At 40.9% G+C, this 25,994-nt stretch carries 24 protein-coding genes and 1 other RNA gene; 8 read left to right on the top strand and 17 right to left on the bottom strand.

The genetic code is table 11. The annotated features are described in order from the left end of the window. Positions 1 to 12: 12 nt before the first annotated feature. From ftsW to mraZ, 9 genes are read right to left on the bottom strand one after another with little or no spacing between them, the layout of a single operon-like run. Positions 13 to 1,419, bottom strand: coding sequence for a putative lipid II flippase FtsW (gene ftsW / locus JEU79_RS23160; RefSeq protein ID WP_246540689.1), 1,407 nt, complete (start codon positions 1,417 to 1,419; stop codon positions 13 to 15). Next, on the bottom strand, positions 1,409 to 2,848 hold the full coding sequence (gene murD, locus JEU79_RS23155) for a UDP-N-acetylmuramoyl-L-alanine--D-glutamate ligase (RefSeq protein ID WP_198266304.1): 1,440 nt from the start codon (positions 2,846 to 2,848) through the stop codon (positions 1,409 to 1,411). Before murD ends, ftsW begins: the two co-directional genes overlap by 11 nt. A 14-nt stretch (positions 2,849 to 2,862) precedes the next feature. Beyond that, positions 2,863 to 3,945, bottom strand: coding sequence for a phospho-N-acetylmuramoyl-pentapeptide-transferase (gene mraY / locus JEU79_RS23150; protein ID WP_198266303.1), 1,083 nt, complete (start codon positions 3,943 to 3,945; stop codon positions 2,863 to 2,865). Continuing rightward, entirely contained in the window at positions 3,945 to 5,429 is a 1,485-nt protein-coding gene (locus JEU79_RS23145; RefSeq protein WP_198266302.1) for a UDP-N-acetylmuramoyl-tripeptide--D-alanyl-D-alanine ligase, read from the bottom strand. Before JEU79_RS23145 ends, mraY begins: the two co-directional genes overlap by 1 nt. Next, on the bottom strand, positions 5,429 to 7,153 hold the full coding sequence (locus JEU79_RS23140; protein WP_198266301.1) for a UDP-N-acetylmuramoyl-L-alanyl-D-glutamate--2,6-diaminopimelate ligase: 1,725 nt from the start codon (positions 7,151 to 7,153) through the stop codon (positions 5,429 to 5,431). The genes JEU79_RS23145 and JEU79_RS23140 overlap by 1 nt, the downstream gene beginning before the upstream one ends. After that, positions 7,150 to 8,913, bottom strand: a complete 1,764-nt coding sequence (locus JEU79_RS23135; RefSeq protein ID WP_198266300.1) for a peptidoglycan D,D-transpeptidase FtsI family protein — start codon at positions 8,911 to 8,913, stop codon at positions 7,150 to 7,152. Before JEU79_RS23135 ends, JEU79_RS23140 begins: the two co-directional genes overlap by 4 nt. A gap of 38 nt (positions 8,914 to 8,951) precedes the next feature. Next, positions 8,952 to 9,242 (bottom strand): cell division protein FtsL, encoded by a 291-nt coding sequence (gene ftsL / locus JEU79_RS23130; RefSeq protein ID WP_198266299.1) that lies wholly within the window; start codon positions 9,240 to 9,242, stop codon positions 8,952 to 8,954. A 4-nt stretch (positions 9,243 to 9,246) separates the two neighbouring features. Beyond that, complete coding sequence (gene rsmH, locus JEU79_RS23125) at positions 9,247 to 10,179, bottom strand: 16S rRNA (cytosine(1402)-N(4))-methyltransferase RsmH (protein ID WP_198266298.1); 933 nt, start codon at positions 10,177 to 10,179, stop codon at positions 9,247 to 9,249. Positions 10,180 to 10,188: 9 nt separating this feature from the next. After that, a complete protein-coding gene (mraZ, locus tag JEU79_RS23120; RefSeq protein WP_198266297.1) occupies positions 10,189 to 10,626 on the bottom strand; it encodes a division/cell wall cluster transcriptional repressor MraZ in 438 nt (145 codons plus the stop codon). 511 nt (positions 10,627 to 11,137) lie between these two features. On the opposite strand from mraZ, the gene JEU79_RS23115 reads away from it, so the two are divergent. Together JEU79_RS23115 and JEU79_RS23110 are read left to right on the top strand one after the other, a co-directional pair. Continuing rightward, positions 11,138 to 11,491, top strand: coding sequence for a hypothetical protein (locus tag JEU79_RS23115; RefSeq protein ID WP_198266296.1), 354 nt, complete (start codon positions 11,138 to 11,140; stop codon positions 11,489 to 11,491). A gap of 59 nt (positions 11,492 to 11,550) precedes the next feature. Beyond that, entirely contained in the window at positions 11,551 to 12,756 is a 1,206-nt protein-coding gene (locus JEU79_RS23110) for an IS66 family transposase (RefSeq protein ID WP_246540688.1), read from the top strand. A gap of 315 nt (positions 12,757 to 13,071) precedes the next feature. Here the strand turns inward: JEU79_RS23110 and rnpB are convergent. Beyond that, an RNA gene (gene rnpB, locus JEU79_RS23105) (RNase P RNA component class A) lies at positions 13,072 to 13,445 on the bottom strand. Between the two features lie 33 nt (positions 13,446 to 13,478). Then, a complete protein-coding gene (rsmI, locus tag JEU79_RS23100; protein WP_425511199.1) occupies positions 13,479 to 14,351 on the bottom strand; it encodes a 16S rRNA (cytidine(1402)-2'-O)-methyltransferase in 873 nt (290 codons plus the stop codon). Positions 14,352 to 14,440: 89 nt separating this feature from the next. Here rsmI and JEU79_RS23095 point away from each other — a divergent pair, with 89 nt between their 5' ends. The 5 genes from JEU79_RS23095 to JEU79_RS23075 all read left to right on the top strand — a co-directional run bounded on the left by JEU79_RS23095 (position 14,441) and on the right by JEU79_RS23075 (position 19,580). Then, positions 14,441 to 16,480: a penicillin-binding protein activator gene (locus tag JEU79_RS23095; protein ID WP_198266294.1), complete on the top strand. Its 2,040-nt coding sequence runs from the start codon at positions 14,441 to 14,443 to the stop codon at positions 16,478 to 16,480. Continuing rightward, positions 16,464 to 16,844 carry a YraN family protein gene (locus tag JEU79_RS23090; RefSeq protein ID WP_198266293.1) on the top strand — a complete coding sequence of 127 codons (381 nt, stop codon included), beginning with the start codon at positions 16,464 to 16,466 and terminating at the stop codon, positions 16,842 to 16,844. The genes JEU79_RS23095 and JEU79_RS23090 overlap by 17 nt, the downstream gene beginning before the upstream one ends. Before the next feature lie 43 nt (positions 16,845 to 16,887). Beyond that, on the top strand, positions 16,888 to 17,472 hold the full coding sequence (locus JEU79_RS23085) for a phosphoheptose isomerase (protein WP_198266292.1): 585 nt from the start codon (positions 16,888 to 16,890) through the stop codon (positions 17,470 to 17,472). Positions 17,473 to 17,571: 99 nt separating this feature from the next. Continuing rightward, entirely contained in the window at positions 17,572 to 18,168 is a 597-nt protein-coding gene (locus tag JEU79_RS23080) for a BON domain-containing protein (RefSeq protein ID WP_198266291.1), read from the top strand. Between the two features lie 20 nt (positions 18,169 to 18,188). Continuing rightward, positions 18,189 to 19,580 carry an FAD-binding oxidoreductase gene (locus JEU79_RS23075; protein ID WP_198266290.1) on the top strand — a complete coding sequence of 464 codons (1,392 nt, stop codon included), beginning with the start codon at positions 18,189 to 18,191 and terminating at the stop codon, positions 19,578 to 19,580. Positions 19,581 to 19,640: 60 nt separating this feature from the next. Here JEU79_RS23075 and JEU79_RS23070 read toward each other — a convergent pair whose 3' ends face one another. The 6 genes from JEU79_RS23070 to JEU79_RS23045 form a co-directional block, all read right to left on the bottom strand. Continuing rightward, a complete protein-coding gene (locus tag JEU79_RS23070; RefSeq protein ID WP_198266289.1) occupies positions 19,641 to 20,045 on the bottom strand; it encodes a ClpXP protease specificity-enhancing factor in 405 nt (134 codons plus the stop codon). 112 nt (positions 20,046 to 20,157) lie between these two features. Next, entirely contained in the window at positions 20,158 to 20,790 is a 633-nt protein-coding gene (locus tag JEU79_RS23065) for a glutathione S-transferase N-terminal domain-containing protein (protein WP_198266288.1), read from the bottom strand. 120 nt (positions 20,791 to 20,910) lie between these two features. Further along, positions 20,911 to 21,642 carry a cytochrome c1 gene (locus JEU79_RS23060; RefSeq protein ID WP_198266287.1) on the bottom strand — a complete coding sequence of 244 codons (732 nt, stop codon included), beginning with the start codon at positions 21,640 to 21,642 and terminating at the stop codon, positions 20,911 to 20,913. Continuing rightward, complete coding sequence (locus tag JEU79_RS23055; protein WP_198266286.1) at positions 21,639 to 22,880, bottom strand: cytochrome b; 1,242 nt, start codon at positions 22,878 to 22,880, stop codon at positions 21,639 to 21,641. Before JEU79_RS23055 ends, JEU79_RS23060 begins: the two co-directional genes overlap by 4 nt. Beyond that, entirely contained in the window at positions 22,880 to 23,488 is a 609-nt protein-coding gene (petA, locus tag JEU79_RS23050) for a ubiquinol-cytochrome c reductase iron-sulfur subunit (RefSeq protein WP_198266285.1), read from the bottom strand. The genes JEU79_RS23055 and petA overlap by 1 nt, the downstream gene beginning before the upstream one ends. A 396-nt stretch (positions 23,489 to 23,884) precedes the next feature. Then, positions 23,885 to 24,631 (bottom strand): Nif3-like dinuclear metal center hexameric protein, encoded by a 747-nt coding sequence (locus JEU79_RS23045; protein WP_425511198.1) that lies wholly within the window; start codon positions 24,629 to 24,631, stop codon positions 23,885 to 23,887. A gap of 198 nt (positions 24,632 to 24,829) precedes the next feature. On the opposite strand from JEU79_RS23045, the gene JEU79_RS23040 reads away from it, so the two are divergent. Then, positions 24,830 to 25,903 carry a S1C family serine protease gene (locus JEU79_RS23040; protein ID WP_214660665.1) on the top strand — a complete coding sequence of 358 codons (1,074 nt, stop codon included), beginning with the start codon at positions 24,830 to 24,832 and terminating at the stop codon, positions 25,901 to 25,903. The last annotated feature ends 91 nt before the right edge of the window (positions 25,904 to 25,994 follow it).

Raw genomic sequence — 25,994 nt, 5'->3', positions numbered from 1 at the left:
GTCTGTGTCATATTAAAAAGCCATTCTCGATTTTAGCTGCGATTTAACGTGTAGTGTTCTCGCATGTTGCCAATTTTTCTTATCCCAAATAAAACTCCCTAGGGGATATTTAAAACGAGTCTCATGCTCTGCTCGTAAAACCAAAGCAATCACCACACACATAATCATCATACTACTGCCGCCATAACTCATCATCGGCAGGGTCAAACCCTTGGTTGGCAAAACCCCCATGTTTACGGCAATATTGACAAAGGCTTGTAAGCCAATCCATATTGCCAAGCCAAACATGACATAGGCAGAAAAAGTTTGCTTCGCTAAATCAGCCTTCCTTGCTAAGACAAAAATGCGGCTCACCAATGCACTAAATAAGGCAATTACTGATATAGCTCCCACAGCGCCTAATTCTTCAGCTAATACTGCAAATAAAAAATCTGTATGACCTTCGGGCAAATAAAATAATTTTTGTATACTATTACCCAAACCCACACCGGTTAGTTCTCCCCGTCCAAAGGCAATTAAGGACTGAGTTAACTGAAAACCACTATCAAATGGATCTGCCCATGGATTCATAAAGGACTGTAATCGCTCCATACGATAAGGTTCTAAAACAATTAACCAATAAAAGCAAAATGCCAATAGTAAAATTAAAATGATAAATTGCCACAATCTAACACCGCCTAAAAATAACATCCCTAATGCCGTTGCAGAAATAACCACCGTCACCCCCAAGTCAGGTTCTAACAAGAGTAATACAGCGACGCCTGCGAGTACCATCATGGGCATAAAAAAACCTTTAATGGTTTTCCTCACGTTTTCATTATGTCTAACCATATAACCCGCCAGATAAATCACCATAGCCAGCTTAATCAATTCTGAGACTTGAAGATTAAATACCCCCATGGGTATCCATCTTGAACTACCATTAATTTCCCGGCCTATGCCAGGAATGAGTACTGCAATTAATAACATCAGTCCTATTAATAAAATAATCGGACCAATACTCTGCCAGAATTTCATTGGTGTAAAAAGAACTGCCGTACCAATTCCTAGCCCTAATCCTGCTGCAATTAATTGTCGATATAAATAATAAAAAGGTTCACCATTATTGCGTTCAGCAATTGAAATTGATGCCGAGCCCACCATAATAATTCCCAAAGAAATAATAGTAATGCTGATTAATAATACCCAGGGATCTAATAACCATTTTTGATTCTCTATATGCTGACTTATCGTAACCGCTACTTTTTTACTACTTTTCTTTTTTACTGCTTTTTTTAATGGTTCTTTTACCGTTTTTTTTACAGATATTTTTACAGATTGTTGATTACGTTTTTCGGCGCTTTGCTGAAACATATCAGTCAAAGAAGGATCATTGGAATGATCCCGTCTGCCATTATTAACAGTAATTTTAACTGGCATTTCTTAACTCCTTTTTCAAAGCCAGTACTTTTTCTTTAAAATCATCTCCACGTTGCATATAATTTTTATACATATCAAAACTGGCACAGGCTGGAGAAAACAAAACCACATCACCGCTATCGGCTAATTTCACAGCGGTTGATACTGCCTCTGACATTGTCTCTACTGCATAAATTGAATCATTTTTTGCACCGGCATTCAGAGCTGATATTTTTATAAGCTCTGCATCAACACCCATTAAAACAGTGGCTTTTATTTTTTCTTCTATGCTGATACCTAAGCCGGTAAAATCAGCGTCTTTACCCTCACCACCCGCAATTAGAATCACTGTCTTTTGGCTATGATTATTTTCAGTAGCCAATGAAAAAGCATTAATGGCAGCAATCGTTGAGCCGGTGTTTGTCCCTTTTGAATCATTATAAAACTCAACGTCATTTACACTGGCAATCCATTCGCAGCGATGAGCCAAGCCCTTATAAGTTTTAATTGCCTTAACTTGCTGTACTTGATCCAGAGCCAAAGGCTCAAGTAGTGCCAATGCCGCTAAAATATTTAAATAGTTATAGGTACCTTTTATTTTAATCTCGGTCGCGGACATAATTTCATTACCAGCATTCATTAATGTTCTATCTGCTTGTAAAAAATAGCTTGTTTTTATCCCCGTATAATCACTGAGTGCTTGTTCACCAAAAGTAATAATTGCATAATTTTCCTGCTTCTCATCTAATGCCCTAATGACTCGCTGGCAGGTAATTTTTTCATCACTATTAACAATGGCATTCTGGGTATTATGATAAATACTTTCTTTAACCTGTCGATAATCATCCAGACTCTTATAACGATCCATATGATCTTCACTGACATTGAGCACCGTAGCTGAAACTGTCTCTAAGCTATCAGTTGTTTCCAATTGAAAGCTGGATAATTCTAAAATATATAAGTCGCTATCTGATGACAATAAATCCAAAACAGGGATGCCTAAATTGCCTCCGGCAATAGTTTTGATGCCACAATCCTGCGCTATTTTTTCTACCAGTGTTGTTACCGTACTCTTACCATTGGAACCGGTGATCGCAATGACGGGCTTTTTAACCACTTGGGCAAACACTTCAATATCACCCATGATATTGCAGCCTTTTTCTGCCAGCGACACAAACAATTTACTGCGAATTGAAACACCTGGACTCACAATAATTTGTTTATATTGTGCAAATGTTGCAAATTCAAAATCACCCGTTAAAATCTCTAATGGTGTAAACTGTTTCTTTACCTCAGCCAATGATGGTGGTGTATTACGACTATCAGCAAAAGCAAAGGGACAACTTCTTGCTTGTAAATAACGCGCACACGACAAACCCGTGCTACCCATACCCACAATTAATGTGGCTGAGCTAAAATCGATTTGTTTGTCATGTGCAATATTGTTCATTTGATTATTTCGTTTTAACGAATCTTTAATGATGCCAAACCAATTAATACCAAAATAACGGTAATAATCCAAAAACGTACAATCACTCTTGGCTCAGGCCAGCCTTTTAATTCAAAGTGATGATGAATCGGTGCCATTCTAAAAATACGTCGTCCGGTTAATTTATAAGAAGCAACCTGTAAAATGACCGAGACGGTTTCCATGACAAAAACACCACCCATAATAAATAAGATAATTTCCTGTCTTACCACCACCGCAATAATGCCCAGACCTGCACCAAGCGCCAAGGCACCCACATCACCCATAAATACCTGTGCGGGGTAAGTGTTAAACCATAAAAACCCTAAGCCTGCCCCTACAAAAGCGGCACAAATTACAACAATTTCACCCACGCCATGAATGTATGGAATGCCTAAATAATTTGAAAAATTATAATGTCCTGTCAAATAAGCAAATATGCCTAAGGCACCTGCCACCATCACTGTAGGCATAATAGCCAAACCATCCAAACCATCGGTTAAATTAACGGCATTACTACTACCCACAATAACCAAATAGGTGAGTAAAATATAAAAAGGCCCCAAATCAATAAAGACATCTTTCATAAACGGGATCAGCAACAGCGTTTCATTTGCAGATTGTGCATTCATATACAAATAAATCGCGGCACCCAAACCAATCAGGCTTTGCCAAAAATATTTATGCCGGGCAATTAAACCCTTAGTATCTTTATGAACCACCTTGCGATAATCATCGATCCAGCCTACAACACCAAACAATAAAGTAACAATTAACACCACCCAGACATAATGATTATTTAAGTCGCCCCAAAGTAAGGTACTCACAGCAATGGCGACCAGAATTAATGCCCCCCCCATAGTTGGCGTACCGGCTTTACTAAAATGACTTTCTGGCCCATCGTCTCTAATCACCTGACCAATTTGTTTATGGCTTAATTTTTTGATCATGTAAGGACCAACTAATAGCGCAATTGATAAGGCAGTTAAAATACCTAAAATAGCTCTTAATGTAAGGTAAGAAAATACATTGAATGCGCTATAGTATTGCGATAAATATTCTGCCAGAGCTAATAACATTATTGCTCATCCTTTTTTATTGGCTGTGCATTGTTCATGTTTTGTTGAATAGCCACATCGTTGACTAAAGCTTCAACCACTGTTTCCATTTTCATACTTCTTGAACCTTTAACCAGCACAACATTATTCTTTTGCAATGTATTTCTTACCTGTTCTATTAGCTTATTTTTATTATTCGAATGCTTTGCTTGCGTCTGATCTTTTTGGCCTAAAACAATTGAATTAAACCCTTTGCTAGTTTCCTCGCTCAGTTCACCAACAGTAAATAATTTTTTAATCCCCATATAGGCTGCATCAATGCCGAGTTGATAATGTAGAGCTTGCGCTTCTTCGCCCAACTCACCCATATCACCTAATACCAAAATAGCTTCACCGTGAATGTCATCAGATACTTGTTTTATCGCATCAATTCCTGCTCGAACAGAGCCGGGGTTAGCATTGTAGGTATCATCAAAAATCAAAGCGCCATTGATGCCTGATTTTTGCTCTAAACGGCCTGCCACATTTTTAAAACTTTCCAGCCCGGCTTTAACATCATCGATTGAACAACCTGTCGCAATAGTCACTGCGGTTGCAGTCAAGGCGTTATAGACATTATGACGACCAAATTGTTGCAGATGAATTGTCTGCTCACCATTCGGCGTTTGCATTAAAATTTCTAAACCATCTGATAATTGTTTATAGTCTGCATGGACATCTGCTGATGGATGCAAGCCAAAAGTCAAACGCTTTATCTGGCCATTCTCACTGGGCTGCTGTTGACAAAAATCCAACCAATAATCAGCAAAATCATCATCGGCATTAATGACTGCAGTACCGTTAGTTTCTAGTCCGGTATAAATTTCAGCTTTAGCCTTGGCAATCCCTTCAATTGAGCCAAAGCCTTCGACATGGGCATGCGTCACATTGGTAATAACAGCAACATCCGGTTGCACAATATTAACTAACTTTTTTATTTCACCTCTATGGTTTGCACCCATTTCGATTACCGCTACTTTATGTGCCTTATTTAATCTCAATAAAGTCAACGGTACACCAATGTCATTATTCAAATTGCCCTTGGTCGCTAATACTGTTTCCTGCTCATGTTTTTGCACACTTGTATTGCCATCTCTTCTAGCAAAGATAGCAGCAACCATTTCTTTCACTGTGGTTTTACCGCAACTACCCGTAATCGCCACAATCGGCAAAGAAAAAGCGGAACTCCATAACGAGGCGATATCACCAAATGCCTGACGGGTATTTTCAACGACAATTTGCGGTAAAATAGAATCACTGCAATGTTCTACCACTAAACCACAAGCCCCTTGTTCTTCTGCCTGAGCAATGTATTCATGGGCATCAAAATTATCGCCCTTGATCGCTACAAATAAGTCACCTTTCTCCAAAGTACGGGTATTAATACTCAGCCGTGAAAACTCACGATCATCGCCAATCAGATCAACACCTAGCGCAGCAGCCGTTTGAGCAAGTGTTAATTTCATTATTTGAACCTGCTGTGGTTAGACATTTGTTTAAAAAAATCTTCAACACAGGCCTTATCGCTAAACGCTAAACGTTCACCATTGATTTCTTGATAATCTTCATGCCCTTTGCCAGCAATCAATAATGCATCACCTTTTTCTAAGATGCCTAATACCGATTCGATGGCTTTTGCTCTATCTAATTCAATCTGTACACAGCTCTGAGAAAGAGAGTCTTGATGTTCAAAGCCATTCACAATGTCAGCTATAATTTCTTCTACTGATTCTGTTCTCGGATTATCAGAGGTCAGCATAATCTGATCCGCCTGTTGCTGAGCAACTTTTGCCATGAGTTGACGCTTGCCTTTATCGCGATCACCTCCACAACCAAAAATGCAGACCAATTTGCCTTTAGTGTGTGCTTTTAAAGCAATTAAACTTTTTTCCAAGGCATCAGGCGTATGAGCATAATCAACCACAACTAATGCTTGACCTTTTTCTTCAAGATCAGGTTTTTCAACATCAGATGCCCATTGAATTTTTTCCATGCGCCCTGGCACAAGCTGTAATTTTTCTACGGCAGCAACAATTGCTTCTATATCATGTCCCTGTGAATGTAAGGCTGTGATTGCTGCCATAATATTTTCAATATTAAAGGCACCAATCAATGACGATTTAACACGATACGATTCATCTTCCAGAGCAGTGATATGTAATTGAAAGTGGATGCCTTCATTGCTCAAGTCAATTTCATCTGCGAAGTACTCTGCACGCTTATCCTTACAAGAATAAGCGAGGACAGGTACAGTATTTTTCTCTTTGGCCAAAGATTCTAAAATCACCTGACTGAATTCATCATCCTGATTCAACACGATCTGTTGCAGTGTTTTACGATGAAACAATTTCAGTTTTTCATTGCCATAGCGGGTCATATCACCATGGTAATCCAGATGATCACGCGTCAAATTAGTCAAAATAGCACAATCAAATTCAACACCATTCACTCGCCCTTGTGCTAAGGCATGTGAGGAGACTTCCATTACTAATGTCTCAGCCTGTGCATCCCGATATTGAGCAATCAATGCCTGCACAGTCACCGCGTCCGGCGTGGTGTGGGTGCTTTGTTCCAATTGACCATAAAAGCCATTACCTAAAGTACCGATGACTGCACAAGTACCGATGACTGCACATTTGTTTTTCTGCTCGTTCATCAATTCCACTAACTGAGCAATAAAATGTGCCGTAGACGTTTTACCATTAGTACCGGTAATGCCGATCACATTCATTTCATGACTTGGCTGCTGATAAAAACGCGCTGCGATTTCACCTATTTTGTCCTGTAAGCCAAAAACAGGGATCAGTGGCACATTAACTGTCTCATCCCCTTTTTTAGCGGGACAGCTTTGGGGCATATTTTTCAGCTCATCAGTCGGCTCCCAAGCGATACAAGTAGCCCCCGAATTAATCGCTTCACCGGCATAGGCAATCCCATGCTGTGAGCCATTTCCTACACTGGAGCAGGCCAAAAACAAGTACTCTTCATGTACTTTCTTACTATTAAGTGATAAGCCTTTGAAAGTAAGGGGGCAATTTTCGACCCTACTAAAATCAACAAAACCATCTAACAGTGACTGTAGATGGTTATGAGGATAGTGCTTGGTCTCTTTTTTTGTTAAGAGCCGTTTATACTCGGCTGGTACGCCAGCCGATATGCCGACTGAACTCACAAAGGGTAAGCGATTCATCCCTGCCTCCCAATATGTTGTTCGATCTGTGTCACTACATCAGGTTGTGCAATGTTATCCGGATCAATATTGAGTAGTCTTAAAGCGCCTGTCATCACGGTTGAAAAGAGTGGTGCAGCAACTAAGCCACCATAATAGACGCCATTATTGGGTTCATCTATCATGACCACGATAGCCATTTTAGGCTCAGTCGCAGGGGCATAACCGGCAAACACAGCGCTATATTTCTTTTTCGTATAACCACCATGTCTGGAGGCTTTTTTTACCGTACCGGTTTTACCCGCGACCTTATACCCTGACACTGATGCCTGTGGTGCTGTACCACCAATGGCAACAACACTTTGCATCATTTTACCCACTTGTTGCAGTGAACGCTTTGACAAACTGACTCGCTGAGTACTGACGACGGGGTCAGCGCCTAATGCATCTGAGTTCTCAGCATCATTAGCACTCTGTGACAAAAATGTAACCGGTATTCTCGTGCCCTGTCTAGCCAGGGTGCCATAGGCGCTAGTCAATTGCAGATTAGTCACGGACATGCCATAACCAAAAGATAGGGTGGCTTGCTCAATTTTTGATATTCTTCTAGGACGCACTAAACGCCCTGACGATTCACCGGGGAAACCACTACCCGTGTCACTACCAAAACCAAAGCTATAATAGGTGTCCCACAATAATGGCTTGGGTAAGCTCAGGGCAATTTTTGAGGTGCCGACATTACTGGACTTCTGTATCACTGTGGATACATCAATCGTACCATAGGCATGGGTATCTTTAATGGTCTTGCCATCAATCATGAACCAGCCATCACCCGTTTTTATCTGAGTGCTGGGGCTATAACGGCCACTATTCAGTGCTGCTGCAATAGAAATAGGCTTCATGGTTGAGCCAGGCTCAAACAGATCCGTTATCGCACGATTGCGATACAATCTTGATTTTCGATCTTGTAAGCGGTTGGGATTAAAGCCCGGCTGACTCGCCATGGCAATCACCTCACCTGTTTCAATATCTAATACCACAATTGATCCTGATTTAGCCTTATGTTGTTGTACGGTTTTTTTTAATTCTTTATACGCCAAATACTGAATACGACGATCCAGACTCAAACGTAGGTTATTGCCTGGCTGAGGGGCTTTGATTTGCTCCTCAATGGCAATAATGCGACCTAAGCGATCTTTAACCACCCGCTTACGTCCTGATTCACCACTTAGCCATTCGTTATAGGCGAGTTCCATGCCTTCCTGACCATTGTCATCGACATCCGTAAAACCCAACACATGACCAAAAATTTCGCCATCGGGGTAGTAACGTCGATACTCTCTTTGTTGATGAATGCCTTTTACATTCAAAGCTAAAATCTGCTGTGCCAAGTCTGGACTAATACGCCGCTTGATATAAACAAATTCTTTATTAGCTCTTTTTTTTACTTTATTTTTTACATATTGGCTATTCAGCTTTAATAATTTAGCCACTTGGTAAAGCTTTTTATTCTCTGCATCAAACTCTTTGGGATTAATCCAAATCGAGGCAACCGGAGTACTAATCGCCAAAGGATAACCATTTCTATCGGTAATCATCCCTCGATGGGCGGTGACTTCTAATTGGCGTAACACCCGGGCATTGCCCTGACCTTGTAAAAATTCATTATTAACGACTTGTAAATCCAATACACGCCAAACCAAAGCACAGGCAACTACAACAAGAATCAAGTAAATAAAATTGATTCGATAGTTCTGTATATAGCTATCTGTTTTCGACACGTTGCTGTCTATCCATTCTTATAACTTATAGCGTTAACTTACCGCGTTAACTCATTTTTTGTCTGCTGAATATAGATAACATCACTTGTTTTTGGCGTTATCATCTGCAATTTTTGTTTTGCTATGCGTTCAATTCGCGTATGGGTTGCCCAGGTGTTTTGCTCTAATTGCAATTGTCCCCATTCAACGTCCATATCGTCTCTTTGTTTTTCTAATTGCTGCAATTCAACAAACAACTTACGATTATAGTGTTTGACATACACCACACTGATAGCAGAAACAAAAGTAACAATCAGTAAAATTAAGATAAATAAGACCTTGCCGCTCATAGTCTTATAATTTACTCGCCACTCTCAATACTGCACTACGTGCGCGAGGGTTTTCAGCCAATTCGTTCTTACTCGCCTTAGCGCGTTTGCCAACCAATTTCATTTTTCGATTGACTTCAACATCTCTAATCGGTAAATCCGGTGGCAATTGCTCACCATCTGCCATGCGCTTAAAAAAACGTTTTACTTTTCGGTCTTCCAATGAGTGAAAACTAATCACTGCAAGATGCCCGTCTTTTGCCAGACAACGATAACTTTGTTCTAGGCAATCATCTAAATCACCCAGCTCATTATTAATAAAAATCCGTATGCCCTGAAAACTACGAGTCGCCGGATGTTTCTTTTTTTCCCAACGCGGGTGCGCCTGCTTAATAATTTCTGCTAATTGACGGGTATCGCTCAATACTTCAGTTTCCCGAGCAATCACAATGGCCTTGGCAATACGTCGTGAATAACGTTCTTCCCCGTATTCATAAATCACATTGGCAATTTCTTCTTCTTTAGCTTTGCTCAACCATTGTGCTGCACTCAGCCCTTGCTGATCATTCATGCGCATATCCAATGGCCCGGACTGCTGAAAACTAAAACCGCGCTGTGGATCATCTAATTGCGGTGAAGACACGCCAAGATCCAATAAAATTCCGTTAACCTGACCGCACAAATTTTGTGAGTTCAGATAGCTTTCCAGTTCTGCGAAGGAGCCATGATGAATGCTAAAACGCGGCTCGTCGGCAAACTTTTCAGCAGCCGTTGCAATGGCCTGTGGATCTTTATCAAAGGCGATTAAACGCCCACTTTCACCAAGCTGTTGCATAATATGCTGTGAATGACCACCGCGACCAAAGGTGCCATCGACGTAAAGCCCATTAGGCTCAATGGCCAATGCTTCAATCGATTCTTCTAGCAGTACCGGCTTATGCTCAAAGCTCATGGTCATTCAATTCACCTAAAGCGAGAGTGATTCAAGTTCAGCCGTTAACTCCAGCTCTTCATCATCTTCCCATTCACGGTTCCAGCTTTCTTCGTCCCAAACCTCAAATTTATTACCGATACCGACCAATACTATTTGCTTATCTAAGCCTGTTTTTGAACGTAAATAAGGTGGTAAATTGATACGGCCATTTTTGTCCATGTCACAATCTGTCGCATGTCCCAGATATAAGCGCTTTATTCTCACTGCCGCTTTATTAACACTGGATAAGCCCACCAGTTTCGCTTCAACATCACGCCATTCATTATGGGGATAAATCACCATGCGTTTTTCAGTGTCTAATGTCACCACTAAATGACCGGCACAATCTTCCATGAGACGTTCTCTATAGCGACTGGGAATCGCTAAACGTCCTTTGGCATCAAGATTGAGTTTGGTTACACCATTTAGCACAAGTACAGCACCGTATTATTTATACATTTTTAATGAATTTGCGTGGATTTTCATGAAAGTTCAAATTTGGCTAAAAAGTCTTATCTATGCTTGAAATAGCCCCTAGATACCACTTTATCCCATTTTGATCCATTTCGATCCACTTTGCCCCACAATGGCAACTATAGAAACTGTTGAGGACAAGGTCAAGTAAAATCGTATAAATTTACCAATTCTTTCTTTAGTGACAATAACTTAGGCGCTATATCAGTAACTTCTCAATAAGTCTGTGCAAAACTTGAAATAAAAACAAAAAAAGTCTTGACAGCATTTTAGAGGACAAAAATTGCATTTTCACTGCCCCATGTAATTTATCCCTATAAATGATCCTGTCGATCTGTCTCAGATCGAAATAGAATATTTTTGAATATTATCTTAACTGAGAGGGAGTTTGATCAACACAGGGCAAACTAAAGAGCCTTAAAAAGCCATGATACAATTGTTTTATTGAAAACAACCTGTATTGATTATAGTGAAAAAATTACCTCCAATTCCAGAGATACCTGAAGAAGAAAAGACACCGGTAGTCCGATTACTCCTTGCTTTCATGGAGCAACAACAGGAAATCATTCAAAACCAACAGGTTGAAATCGATGCCCTTAAAACAGAAGTTGCTAAGCTTAAAAAGCTACCTCCAAAGCCTAAAATAAGAGCCAGTAAATTGCCAAAGGATGATGACAATGATAATCCGACAGGTCATTCAGGAAGCAAGAAAAACAACTCAGGAAATGGGACTAGTAAAAGTCGTAAACGAAAGAAGAAATTGGCTATTCATAAAACCACCGTTATCAAACCAGATAACCTGCCAGAACATTCACGTTTTTAGGGTATCAGGATTATTTTGTTCAGGAGCTGCTGATTAAGCCTTTCAATACTCGTTATCGATTGGCTCGCTATAAAACACCCGATGGTGATACCTGTATAGGAAAATTGAGCTTTGATACACATATAGGACATTTTGGCCATACATTACAGAGTTATATCGTTTATCAATATTATCACCAGAGAGTGACTCAGCCATTGATAATACAACAATTAACAGAATTAGGTTTTGATATTTCAACGGGTCAGATCAATGAGATTTTAATCCATGACAAAGACCATTTTCATACTGAAAAAAATACATTGCTAACTGCCGGTATCAACAATAGTACTTATATCCATGTTGATGATACGGGTAGTCGTCATGATGGAAAGAATGGTTATTGTACTCACGTTGGCAATGAAACCTTTGCCTGGTTTTCAAGTACTCGATATAAGAGCCGGATTAATTTTCTACAATTGTTACGAGGTGCTGCTGTTGATTATACGCTCAACGATGCAGCACTTGATTATATGAGAGCAGAAAAATTACCTCACAAGCCATTGAGCGTTATTGAACAAAGTCATCAGACTTGCTTTGATAATGAAGAAGCCTGGAAATACTATCTGCAGAACAATAGTATCATAACACAACGGCATGTTCGCATTGCCACAGAAGGCGCTTTACTGGGGGCATTAATTAACAGTGGCTTTCCAAGTGATTTGGTGATTGTGAGTGATGATGCAGGACAATTTGATATTTTGTTGCACGCATTATGTTGGATACATGCAGACAGAGTGTTTCAGCGGATACTACCACTCAATGAGCGACATGATAAAGAACTGAACTGGGTACATACTCAGATTTGGGAACTATTTTATGATCTCAAACAATATAAACTTGAGCCAGATGATCCGTTGAAGTCAGCGATTGCTGAACATTTTGATGAATTGTGCCGGACTAAAACAAGCTTTGAAACGTTGAATCAGGCACTGAAACGATTGGCAAGAAATAAAACAGAATTACTGCTGGTATTGGAACGGCCTGATATTCCTCTTCATAATAATTTGAGTGAAAATGATATTCGAGAATATGTTATTAAGCGTAAAATTAGTGGTAGTACACGCTCAAAGGATGGGCAACTTTGCAGAGATACCTTTGTCAGTTTAAAGAAAACTTGTTTGAAACAAGGAATTTCATTCTGGGATTTTATTAATGACCGGATCAGCAAGAGAAATTTGATCCCATATCTGCCTGAGTTGCTGAAAGGTAAAGTTTGTGCTGTTTAAATGCACAGACTTATTGAGAAGTTACCTATATCATTGTTTTTAATAAGGCTAATTTACCGTTAAATCAGTAGCTTATTGATCTTTGCTCATAGAGGCTTTAGGAAATAATGTTGCAGAGAAAAAATGGCATAAAACAAGGAAGATAAAACTAAAAACAAGAGAAATACAGTAGTTGGAAGAGATTTACGCACTAAGCGCCTAATAAAATGAGTTTAGGATAAAAAAAAGGGTAAAACACAAGATATAGAGTGTACTTTAATGCAATACACACTCCATGTTGTGGTTTGTTTTTTGAACAAAAAAACAAAGAAATAAATTTAGAGCTAACCATTAAGCCGGGTTCTGTCGTGGACAGTCATTCATCTGGGACAGGCGTCGCCACCTGCCTCAAGCAACCTACCCGGGAACGATGTGGGCCACATCTGTGTTTTTCACACTGCTCCCCTATTTGGTCTTGCTCCAGGTGGGGTTTACCATGCCGCTACTGTTACCAGCAACGCGGTGCGCTCTTACCGCACCCTTTCACCCTTACCGAATCATACTCAGAGCATGATAAGGCGGTTTACTTTCTGTTGCACTGGCCGTGGGATTGCTCCCCCCAGGCGTTACCTGGCACCTTGCCCTATGGAGCCCGGACTTTCCTCCCTTTCAATACAAGTATTGAAACAGCGACTGCCTCGGTTAACTCTGGTATACATTATCCTAGAATCATATTCAGAAAGCTACTGATCTTTTAACTGCAAAGCATAATTATAAATCTTTTTCTTTTTCTTACCAGTAATTTCAACCGTCAGTTTTACCGCTTGTTTTAGACTTAATTCTTTAAGTAGTGCCTTCAAAGTATGCTCTGTTTGCTCAGACAAAGTATCCCCTTCCGGTGCAGCATAGCCCTGCACAACCAAGACAATTTCACCTTTTTGCTGGTTGCTATCTTCCTTAACCCAGTCAAGAATAGCTTGTGCGCTATCATTTCGAATGGTTTCAAAGGTCTTGGTCAGTTCTCTGGCTAAAACCAAAGTACGTTCTCCGCCCAGTTGCTCACATAATGCCGTTAATGAGGCCACTATTCGATGTGGCGTTTCATAAAACACCATAGTGCGGGTTTCTTTTTGTCGTTGTGCATAAAAAGCCGAGCGAGGACCGCCCTTTGACGGTACAAAACCCTCAAAACAAAATCGGTCAGTGGCTACGCCCGCAGCAGAAAGAGCAGCAATTAAGGCACTGGGACCGGGAATTGGGCTGACTTTAATTTTTTCCTGATGGGCTAATTTTACTAAAAAATAGCCGGGGTCACTGACCAAGGGTGTACCGGCATCTGAAATGAGGGCAATATTGCTACCTTCTTTAATTTGCTGAACTATTTTTTCTGCAAACTGTCTCTCATTATGTTCATGCAAAGCAATACAATGCGTGTTAATATCAAGCTGCTTCAAAAGGTGACCGCTATGACGAGTATCTTCGGCTGCAATTCGATCAACCTGTTTTAGAACATCGACTGCGCGGGGTGAGATATCCTGCAAGTTTCCAATCGGTGTAGCAACAATATATAATTGCCCAGGTGTCTTGTTTGAACCGCAAATTGAATGACTCTTTATATGATTAGGGTGATTTGTACGCATTAATTAATTTCCAAACTTAGGCTTAAAAAAGACTTTAACCTTAAAACATTATCAGCTAAAAAAATATGCCAAAATTATACCAATTTACTGCCATTTTTATCATTATTCTTTTTGTCTCTGCTTGCGATGCCACGAATCCTACAAAAAAAGACACGAAAAAAGCCAATAACACTCATTCTGAGCAAGCCGTAGACGATAGTAGTCTCTCTGGTGATACGCGTGCAAAATTACGCTATGCCGAACAGTTATTTGCCAATGCACAGTCTTCAAGTTCAAAGCAAAAAGGTGATTTGCTGAGCCAGTCTTTATTGATTTGTACCCAGCTCTTAATCGATTCTCAAGATCAAACAAACGCATCGGTTTCAGCCGAACAATATGATTATTCCCTGCAACTCACCGGGAAAATCATGGCACAGCTTAACAGTTTAAAATCAACATCGGGGCTCACACAAGAGCTCACACCCGAACAACAAAACCAATACCGACTTGCTACAGCAGCGATTAGCCTGGTCAATTATCAGGCTGAACAAAGCCTCATGCAGCTTGATATGGATTTTGATTCTATCCACAACGTGCAATGGGCTCAGTATTATCAACTACGTGCCATGGCCAACGCCCAACAAGGACAAGCTGAAAAAGCTGTTAAGGAATTGATCATTCGCCACGGTTACCTGACTTCTGCTAACGCACAACAAGATAACGCCAATCTAATTTGGAATTATCTGGCCAATGTTGACTTACAACAAGCCAATATTCTGGAACAGGCGACGGGTAGCAATGCCAACCTCAGTAATAGTGATCGGGCCTATCTGGGTTGGGTGAAACTGGCAAAAATTTTACGCGACTCACACGATCCGCAAACCATGAACCATGCAATTAATTTCTGGTTGCAAAGCTATCCTGGTCATCAGGCTAATCGTAGCTTTATCAACAATATCATCAAAACGCGTCAAGCATCGGTATTAAACATTCAACACATTGCCGTACTGCTGCCTTTACAGGGCAAGCTTGCCAAACCTGCCAAGGCAATTCGTGATGGCATTATGGCTTCACATTATAAAACTACCCTGTCAGCAAACATTGAATTACGTTTCTATGATACCAGCGGTGATACACCCATCTGGCAAACCTACCAACAAGCTATCGATAATGGTGCTGACTTTGTTATCGGTCCCTTAGCAAAAAGTAATCTTGAAGCACTTTCTGATACCTCAGACCTGAGCGTGCCAACGCTGGCATTAAACAGTCTTGAGGTGGCTAGTGATACAAACAATGCTAATCCAGTGCTACAAGGCAGCCTCAACAAAAAGCAGAAGTATTTATATCAATTTGGTCTATCACCCGAGTCAGCCGCCCAGCTGGTCGCTAAAAAAGCCCGTCAGGATGGTCATTATTATGCCGCGATTATGGCACCTGATAATGTTTGGGGGCAGCGTATGAATACCGCCTTTACTGCTCAATGGCAGGCACTAGGTGGTGTCGTCGTCGATACCGTTGCCTACGAATCTAAGTCACATGATTTTTCAAAAGCAATTAAATCCATGCTGAATATCGACTTGAGTGAAGCGCGCAAAAGAGAAGTAAGTCGTACCATTGGTCGAAAATTGGAATTTACACCACGTCGCCGTCAGGACATTGATATGTTATTTATGGCTGCTTTCCCACGTCAGGCAAAACAAATTCCCTTACAAATCACTTATCATCATGGCGAAACCATCCCCATTTATTCCACCGCACACATTGTTTCTAATTATCAAAATGCCCGACAGAATATTGATATGGATGGCGTCAGCTTTCCTGACATGCCCTTTTTATTAGGCACGCTCAACAATAGTGCCAGTCAGCAAAACACTTATCAAAACACCTTGTACCAGCGTTTATTTGCTTTAGGGGTTGATAGCTATCAATTAGCACCCTATGTTGACTATTTATATAAAAATCCTGCTGAGTCTTTTTCCGGTGACACGGGTAAAATAAGCATCAATAGTGATGGTCATATCGTTCGCGCACTGCCTTGGGCAAGCTTTAAACGGGGTGAAATCAGGTTAGAAAATACCAGTTCGAAGATAAAAACATATAGCAATAATCATGCTGCGCTCAATTAGCGATCACAATACCAAGGGACAGCAAGCCGAATTAATTGCCCAAAAGTATTTGCAGACACAGGGTTTAAGCATAATACAAAGTAATTTTTCCTGTCGCTTGGGTGAAATTGACTTGATCATGCAAGATAATGAATTTTTGGTTTTTATTGAGGTCAGATACCGAAAGAAAACTCACTATGGACACCCTTTAGAAACCATCAACTTTGCTAAGCAACAAAAGATTATTAAAACGATTCAGTATTTTTTACTGAACAAGCCCCAATACAATAACGTGCCCTACCGCGTAGATGCACTGGCGATACACTCTCAAACGCCCACCGGTCAGGAACACATTGACTGGGTAAAAAATGCCATACAAGGCTGAAAATACAGTACAAAAAAGTGAACAATAAGGAAACTAGTCCCCGATGAGCATATCCCGGATAGAAGCAATCTTTACCCAGAGCATTCTGGTCAAACAAGAAACATTCAATACCATTGCAGAAAATATTGCCCTAGCGGGTGATAAAATAGTGCAATCATTACTCAACGAAGGCAAAATAATGGCCTGCGGTAATGGTGGCTCTGCAGCTGATTCACAGCATTTCACCTCAGAGCTCATCAATCGCTTTGAGGCAGAACGTCCGGCCTTGCCTGCAATTGCGCTAACCACCGACAGCTCAACAATTACCTCTATTGCCAATGACTATCATTATGATGAGATATTTGCCCGTCAAATCCATGCCCTGGGGCGTGAACCTGATGTCTTATTAGCCATCAGCACCAGTGGTCAATCAAATAGCATAGTCAAAGCGATAGAAGCCGCTCATGAGCGTGATATGACAGTCATTGCACTAACAGGCAAAGATGGCGGGCTGGTGGCAGGTGTGTTATTGGATGGTGACATTGAACTTCGAGTCCCCGCAGAGCAAACCGCACGCATTCAAGAGACGCATATTACCATTGTTCATGCACTTTGCGACTTAATTGATCATCAGCTTTTTGGGGCTTAGGTGTTTAATGTTTAATGTTTAATGTTTAATGTTTAATGTTTAATGGGTCATTTTAACGAGTCTATCGCACTAAAATATTTTTTTATAACAGGAAGTTCCATGCAACGATTTATTTCTATCAGTCTGATTTTATTTTGCCTTTATTTTCTTGGTGGCTGTACTGCTGCTGTAGTCGGTGGTGCAGTGGCAGGCACCTCAATTGCGATGGATAAACGAACTACAGGAGATTATGTTGAAGACCAAAACATTAAATCTAAATTTACCCATCTTTATTATCAAAATGATGCACTTACCGAGCAAACCCATGTCAATGTCACCAGCTATAATCGTCAGGTTTTAATTACCGGTGAAGCACCAACCGATGAACTCAAACAACAACTTTCTATTATTGCCGGACAAATTAAAAATGTCCGCAAGCATTTTAATGAAGTCGTTGTCGCAGAACCCACCTCAATGAGTGTTCGTACCAATGATTCATATATTACCAGTAAAATTAAAACTTCCATATTCACTCATATTAGTGAATTAGATGGCGCTCAGGTAAAAGTAGTCACTGAAAATGGCAGCGTCTTTCTCATGGGTCTAGTCAACAGAGAGCAAGCCAAGCAAATCACTGAAATCGCTCGCACCACTAATGGGGTAAAACGCGTTATCAAACTATTTGAATACCCCAATCCCCGTGATACACGTATTTAAGTTTTGATAATGGCCTCCTAATGCAAACAGACTTTATTAGCCAACTTAAGGCATTAATTCAGCCAGACGATCGGATTTTAGACGAAGCTCTGTGCTGGAATTATGGCTATGACAATAGTCGTTTGCATGCCTTGCCCGAAGCGGTCATTTTTGCTCGTGACCATGAACAAATTGTCGCTTTAGTCAAGCTCTGCCGAGCACATCAAGTGCCGATCATTAGTCGTGGGGCAGGCACTGGAACAACTGGCGCAACTGTACCTGACAAGGGTGGCATAATTCTCTCCTTTGAACGCATGAACAAGATCCTTGAAATCGATCCTGCCAACCGCCTAATTATTGCTGAACCGGGAGTCACTAATCAGACCATTCAACAGGCAGCGGCAGAACATGGTTTTTTTTGGGCACCCGATCCCACCAGCAGTGCCGTTTGTACCATCGGTGGTAATCTAGCCTATAATTCTGCTGGCCCCAGGGCGGTCAAATACGGTACGACGCGAGATAATGTCTTACAACTGACTTTAGTGACCGGCAAGGGTGATACGCTACGCACTGGTGTCAAAACCACCAAGGGTGTTGTCGGCTATGATTTAACGCGCTTAATCATTGGCTCAGAAGGTACTTTGGGTATCATTACTCAAGCAACCCTTAAATTACTGCCGATTCCACGCGCTAAGCGTACCCTACAGATTACTTATGATTCAATCCATAGCGCCGCGACTGCCATTGCCGCCATCATGGCACAGCCTGTCATACCCTGTGCTTTAGAATTCATTGATAAGCATGCTATTGATATGATCCGCGACTATTCCACTGCTCACCTTCCTGAACATGCCGGGGCCATGTTGATGGTTGAAATTGATGGCAGTGAGAAGGCTCTTGATGAAGATTTGGAAGCCATTATTAAAGCGGCAAAAAACAATGGTCAAAAAAACAATGGCTGTCTGGAAGTCAAACAAGCTCAGTCTGCACAGGAAATTAAAGCGCTCTGGGAAACCCGCAAGGCTCTCTCACCCGCATTAAGAAAAATTGCCCCGAAAAAGATCAATGAAGATGTGGTCGTTCCAGTTTCACGCATACCTGAATTAATTGATGGCTTGGACAAGTTATCACAAAAATATGGTATACCCATTGTCAATTTTGGCCATGCTGGCAATGGCAATATCCATGTTAATTTACTCACCGATCCCGATGATGCTCAGCTACAAATTAAAGCCCATGATTGTCTGCAAGAAGTTTTTGAGTTAGTGCTTGATTTAGAAGGTACGCTATCAGGTGAACATGGTATTGGGCTGGTGAAAAAGGAATATGTAGGTAAAGAACTCGATGCAATTAGCTTGGCTTATATGCAGGCGATAAAAGAACAATTTGATCCGCAGAATATTCTTAATCCGGGGAAAAGTTTTCCTGAGTAGGAAACACCTTAGCCTGCACTCCAGCGTGGGCACAAAAAGCGTGCCCACCCTACACCTTCTCTACTTGACTAAGGTCAAATGCGGTTTCTGAGGTACTTCTTCTTTAGTCGTCTTTTTATCAGGACTAGGCTCAGGCGATAATGGGTCATGATCATCACCCTCTTCAGGGAACATCATGCCACGACCATTTTCTTTTGAATATAAAGCTAGAGTTGCCATGATAGGGACATTGACGATCATAGGCTTACCACCAAAACGTGCATTGAAGCTAACACCATCATTGGTGAGCTCTAAATCACGTGTGGCCGTTAGGCTGATGTTCAGAATAATCTTACCATCCTGAATATGCTCTCTCGGCACAACAACGCCCTCAGCTTCAGCATCGACCAGCAAATAGGGGGTTTGCTCATTATCAGTGAGCCATTCGTAAATACCACGTAATAAATAGGGGCGACTTGGAGTCATAATTAACCTGTTTATTAATTAAATAATAGCGCTATCTTTAAAAGATAGCCTAACAAAAACAAGCTTATCAAACAAAACATCATTCCATTTTGCTTGATAGACTTAGGGGAAATTAAGTAATAATTTCCATATCTTCTTCAACATCTGAAAGACTTTCCTGGAAGGATTCTCTTTCAAATAAACGCTGTGCATACTGAGTCACTGCAATAGCTGAGTCCGGTAATTCAATACACATTTCATTCAGGCGCCATAAAATCGGTGCAATAGCACAATCAACTAAGGTGAATTCCTCAGACATAAAATAAGGCTTCTGTTCAAAAACAGGGGCTATCGTTGCTAAACTTTCACGTAATTCTTTACGCTGTTTAACACCTTGCTTTTCTGTTTTGCCAATCAGTTTTTCAACCAATGGGTCCCAATCTTGTTTGATGCGAATTAGTAACATCTTTAATTTAGCACGGTTGACAGGATCAACCGGCATCAAAGGTGGATGCGGGAAACGTTCATCCAGATATTCCATAATTAATTGAGCATCATATAAAACCAAGTCACGGTCAACCAAAGTCGGTGCCGTGTTATAAGGATTTAGGTCAATTAAATCCTCTGGTAAATTTTCTGAATCAACATTAACAATTTCGTGGTTTATGCCTTTTTCTGCCAAAACCATTCTTACTCGATGACTCAAAAGATCATTCCCATCTGAGAAAAGGGTCATTATTGATCTTCTGTTTGTAAGTTGAGTCATAGTTCCTCCATAGGAAATCTTAAAACGCAAATAGGGGGCATGTAAGCCCCCTTTAAATAACTGCTCTTGCCATCAATATTAAGCTAGCCCAATATTGATGGGGCAATATTTTATCTGATATTAGTGAACGTCTTTCCAGAAATCCTTCTTCATTGCATAAGCAAATCCGAATAGAACAACTAAGAAGATCAGCACATAAACACCTAAGCTTTTACGATAGCTCTGGTTAGGCTCGCCAATATAAGATAGGAAAGTCACCAAATCACGAATCATTGTATCAAATTCTTCAGGTGCCATAGTACCTTTTTCAATGACTTTAGTGCCCACCAAGACTTTTTCGCCTTCATGCTCGTCATAGACAGCTTCCTTAACACCCTCTTCTTTCCAGAAGATATTAGGCATGCCAACATCTTTAAAGATGACATTATTGTGGCCAGTGGTTTTAGAGCTATCTGCATAAAAACCAGTCAGATAAGTGTATAACCAGTCAACACCACGTGAACGAGCCACTAATGACAAATCAGGTGGTACTGCACCAAATGACTGCTTAGCATAGTCATTTGTCATCACGGCAGTCATTGTGCCACCAAACTTAACGCCGAGGTGATTTAAGTTATCCATCACTTCGCCTTCAGTCATACCCAAGTCAGTTGCGACGCGATTAAAGCGTACAAACTTAGCAGAGTGACAGCTCAAACAATAATCGGTGAAAACCTTAGCACCACGTTGCAGTGATGCCATGTCAGTCACATCGACATTAGCAGGTGAGGTTTTAAAGCCGCCACTAGCCATCAGGCTAGAACTCATCATTGCTATTGTTGTTAATAGCAGAACCAGGATTATTTTTTTCATTTCATTGTTACCCTTTCTGGAACTGGTTTGTTTTTCTCCAACTTCGTATAGATAGGCATCAATAAGAAGAACCCGAAGTAATAAACGGTACATAGCTGAGCCAGCAATGTACGACCAGGTGTCGGAGCCATCGTACCTAACGCACCCAAAGTAATGAAAGCAACCACAAAGATTGCAACCAATATTTTATACCAACCCGCACGATAGCGTATTGATTTAACAGGATTACGATCTAACCATGGTAGGAAGAACAACACCACAATTGCAGCACCCATGGCAATGACACCCGGGAAGGCTGAACCAGCAATACTTGGAACCGCACGTAATACTGAATAGTATGGTGTGAAATACCAGACCGGGGCAATATGCTCAGGTGTTTTCAGAGGATTAGCAGGCTCAAAGTTAGCATGTTCTAAGAAATAACCAAACATCTCCGGAGAGAAAAAGACCACGATAGAAAAGAACATCAGGAAGACGATAACGCCAACGATATCTTTCACTGAATAATAAGGGTGAAAAGGAATACCATCTTTAGGAATACCATTTTCATCTTTATTTTTCTTGATTTCAATGCCATCAGGATTGTTAGAACCCACTTCATGCAGAGCAATAATATGCGCCACAATCAGGCCGATTAAAATCATCGGAATTGCAACAATGTGCAAGGAGAAGAAACGATTCAGTGTCGCATCACCAATAACGAAATCACCACGAACCCAAGTACTTAAACCTTCACCAACGAAAGGAATTGCACTCACTAAGTTAATAATAACCTGTGCACCCCAGAAAGACATTTGTCCCCAAGGTAGTAAGTAACCCATGAAACCTTCGGCCATCAGGGCTAAGAAGATTAATACACCAAAGATCCAAACTAATTCACGTGGTTTTTTATACGAGCCGTAAATCAGGCCACGGAACATGTGCATATAAACAATAATAAAGAATGCCGAAGCACCCGTAGAGTGGAAATATCGAATTAACCAGCCCCATTCAACATCACGCATGATACCCATTTCAACGGATTGAAAAGCAACCGCAGTATCAGGCTTGTAGAACATGGCCAGAAAAACACCCGACAGAATTTGGATAACCAAAACCATCATGGCTAATGAACCGAAGAAATACCAGAAGTTAAAGTTCTTAGGTGCATAGTATTTTGAAAGATGATCTTCCCACATTTTGGTCGCAGGAAAACGAGCATCAATCCAGCCCATCAAACCATTGGATTTTTGTTCCATTATGCCTTACTCCCATCTAGACCAATCAGAATAACCGAATCACTCTCAAACTTGTACGGAGGAATGGGTAAATTAAGTGGTGCAGGCATTGAGTGATAGACACGACCAGATAAATCATAGATTGAACCATGACAAGGGCAGAAATATCCGCCTTTCCAGCCTTCACCTAAAGAACCTGCGAAGGGGTTATTCAGGTCAGGCACATACTTAGGTGCACAACCCAGGTGAGTACAAACACCTTCCATTACACAAATCTTGGTATATTTATCATATGAACGGCCGAAATTTTTACAATACTCCGGCTGTCTTGACGCATCTGAATCGACATCAGCCAACATATCGATATCACTTTGTAATACCTTCATGTTAGCATCCGTACGTTTTAATATATAGACTGGCTTACCGCGCCATTCTACGGTGATCATTTGCCCTTCTTCAAGCTTGCTAATATCAGCAAGAACTGGTGCGCCCGCAGCTAAAGCTTTAGCACTGGGATTCCAGGATTTGACGAAAGGTACAGCAACAAAGGCGGCGCCCACACCACCAACCACAGAGGTGGCGGCAATTAGAAAGCGACGTTTGTTATTATTTACAGCGTCTGCACTCATTTACTTAACTCCCAAATACAAGATGTCAACTCGCTTCAAATTAATCAAAAAAACACTTGATTTCTCTTTGCTGAGATTCAGCGAAGAGAAATCGATATAATTTTTTTATGATGCACTTATTCAGGGCATTAATTAGTTTGAAGAGGGTAATTTTTCTTTATTCGATACCGAAAAAATTTGCAGTATTTTCTTAAATGCTGGGGATAATATCAAGTACAATTTCATTATTTACTAATTAAGCTGATATATATCACTATTAAGTCGCTAAAAAGCACTAATTTGCAGAAAAAGCAAACTATCCTAACTTTTCAAAAACACTAAAATAAAGACGTTCAAAAAGGCTATTTTTACTCCATTTTCAGGTGCTTTTAGCTAAGATAGCACCTAAATCACTCCTTAAACGGGATTGAAAATATCAATAAATTGATGTTCCAGTGAAAACTGTTCCGCCAGATGTGCGCCCAAGGCCTGAACACCATATCGCTCTGTTGCATGATGACCGGCAGCAAAGTAATGCACCTTGTTTTCTTTGGCTATATGCCAGGTGTTTTCGGAAATTTCACCACTGATAAAGGCATCAACACCTAAGTCAATTGCCTGCTCAATATAGCCCTGCGCAGCCCCGGTACACAAGGCTACTTTGCTAATATTTCTTGCCGCTTCCACATGCAATGGTTCTCGTCCCAAAACGGTTTGCAATTGCGTCTTAAACGCATGACCTGACTGGGGCTTAACCTGCCCTAACACCGCAATATCATTGCCCGAAAAATAAGCCTCGATGGTCAAACTCAATTTTGCCGCTAATTGCGCATTATTACCCAATATTTTATGCGCATCCAAGGGTAAGTGATAAGCTAATAGGTTAATATCATGTTCTAATAAGGACTTGATACGGCGTTTTTTTATGCCCGTCAAGACAGCATTTTCACCTTTCCAAAAGAAGCCATGATGCACTAATATTACATCCGCCTGTTGCTCAATAGCCGCATCGATCAATGCCTGACTAGCAGTAACGCCCGAAACAATTTTATTTATTGAATCCCCACCCTCAATTTGTAAGCCATTGGGACAATAGTCCTTAAACAAGCTTGTTTGCAGAAGTTCATCACAATATTCCACCAGTTTACTACGATTTATCATAATTTCACTCAAATCTTATGCTATTAAAATGAATACATCATCTACTATTTTGTGTAAAATATCAGCATGACAGCCAAAAATCACTCATCTTCAGTATTTTTTCTTATTTTTTCAGCGGTGAGCGGATTTTTGCTGGCGCTGGGCTATTATTATGTATTTTTGCCCGAGCCTACAATAGCGAATAATGATTCTACACTCAATGTGAATACAGCTTATCCTTTGGCTGCACAGCCAATACAAAACAGCTCTCAAACTGACCATAATCAACCGCCTGCCCCCATTGTGCTCACCAGCTTTGCTCCTGCCGTCAATAAAGCCGCACCGGCTGTGGTCAATATATTTACCCGCAAACGCATTAAACAGGCAAACAATTTATACAATAGTGCCACACTTCGAGCGCTCATCGATAAACGCAATCCCCCTTCGCGTTATAGAGAAGAGAATAATTTGGGCTCAGGCGTCATTGTTTCTCCACAGGGACATATTTTAACCAATAATCATGTTATTTCAGGTGCTGAGGACATTGAAGTATTACTCAGAGACGGGCGATTTTTACGTGCAGAAATCGTCGGTCGTGACTTAGAAACCGATCTGGCTTTATTAAAAGTCACCGCACAAAATTTACCTATCATACAATTTGGTGATTCTTCCAAACTACAGGTCGGTGATATTGTGTTGGCTATCGGCAATCCTTTTGGCCTGGGTAATACCGTGACCTCCGGGATCGTTAGCGCTCTTAATCGCTCTCAATTTCGAGCCAATAATTTTGATAATTTCATCCAGACCGATGCCGCCATTAATCCCGGCAATTCCGGTGGTGCGCTAGTGAATACTCGGGGCGAAATGATTGGCCTGAATACGATTAATATCAGTAATAGTGGTGGTTCTCAGGGCATTGGCTTTGCCATCCCCTCAATACTGGCACAGGATATTATGTATCAGTTAATCACTTATGGTGAAGTACGCCGTGGCTGGATTGGCATTGAAGCCAAAGAAATATCACCCATGCTAGCACAGCAGTTACACAATGAAGCAGGCTTTGGGTTACTGATCATCGGGGTATTGCAAAATGGGCCAGGACAAAAGGCAGGTATACAGGCCGGTGATATTATTACCCATATTAATAATATCAAAATCACCTCAGCTAAAAATGCCTTAAAATTAATCACTAACTTACGCCCGGGGGATATCGCCATCCTTCGGGGGGTTCGACAGAATCAATCCTTTCATTTTAAAGTACTGGCGGAAGAACGGCCTCAAATGTCGGGGTCGTAGGGATAATGCTTGTTAACTATTCAGTAAAATTACCGTATCAGACGTAGGGTGGGCATGGCTTTATCTGCCCACGCTGACCACTTATGTTTAC

Source organism: sulfur-oxidizing endosymbiont of Gigantopelta aegis (assembly GCF_016097415.1).
Classification (GTDB): Bacteria; Pseudomonadota; Gammaproteobacteria; order GRL18; family GRL18; genus GRL18.
The sequence above is the reverse complement of the archived record's forward strand: the minus strand, read 5'-3'. Positions and strand labels throughout refer to the sequence as shown.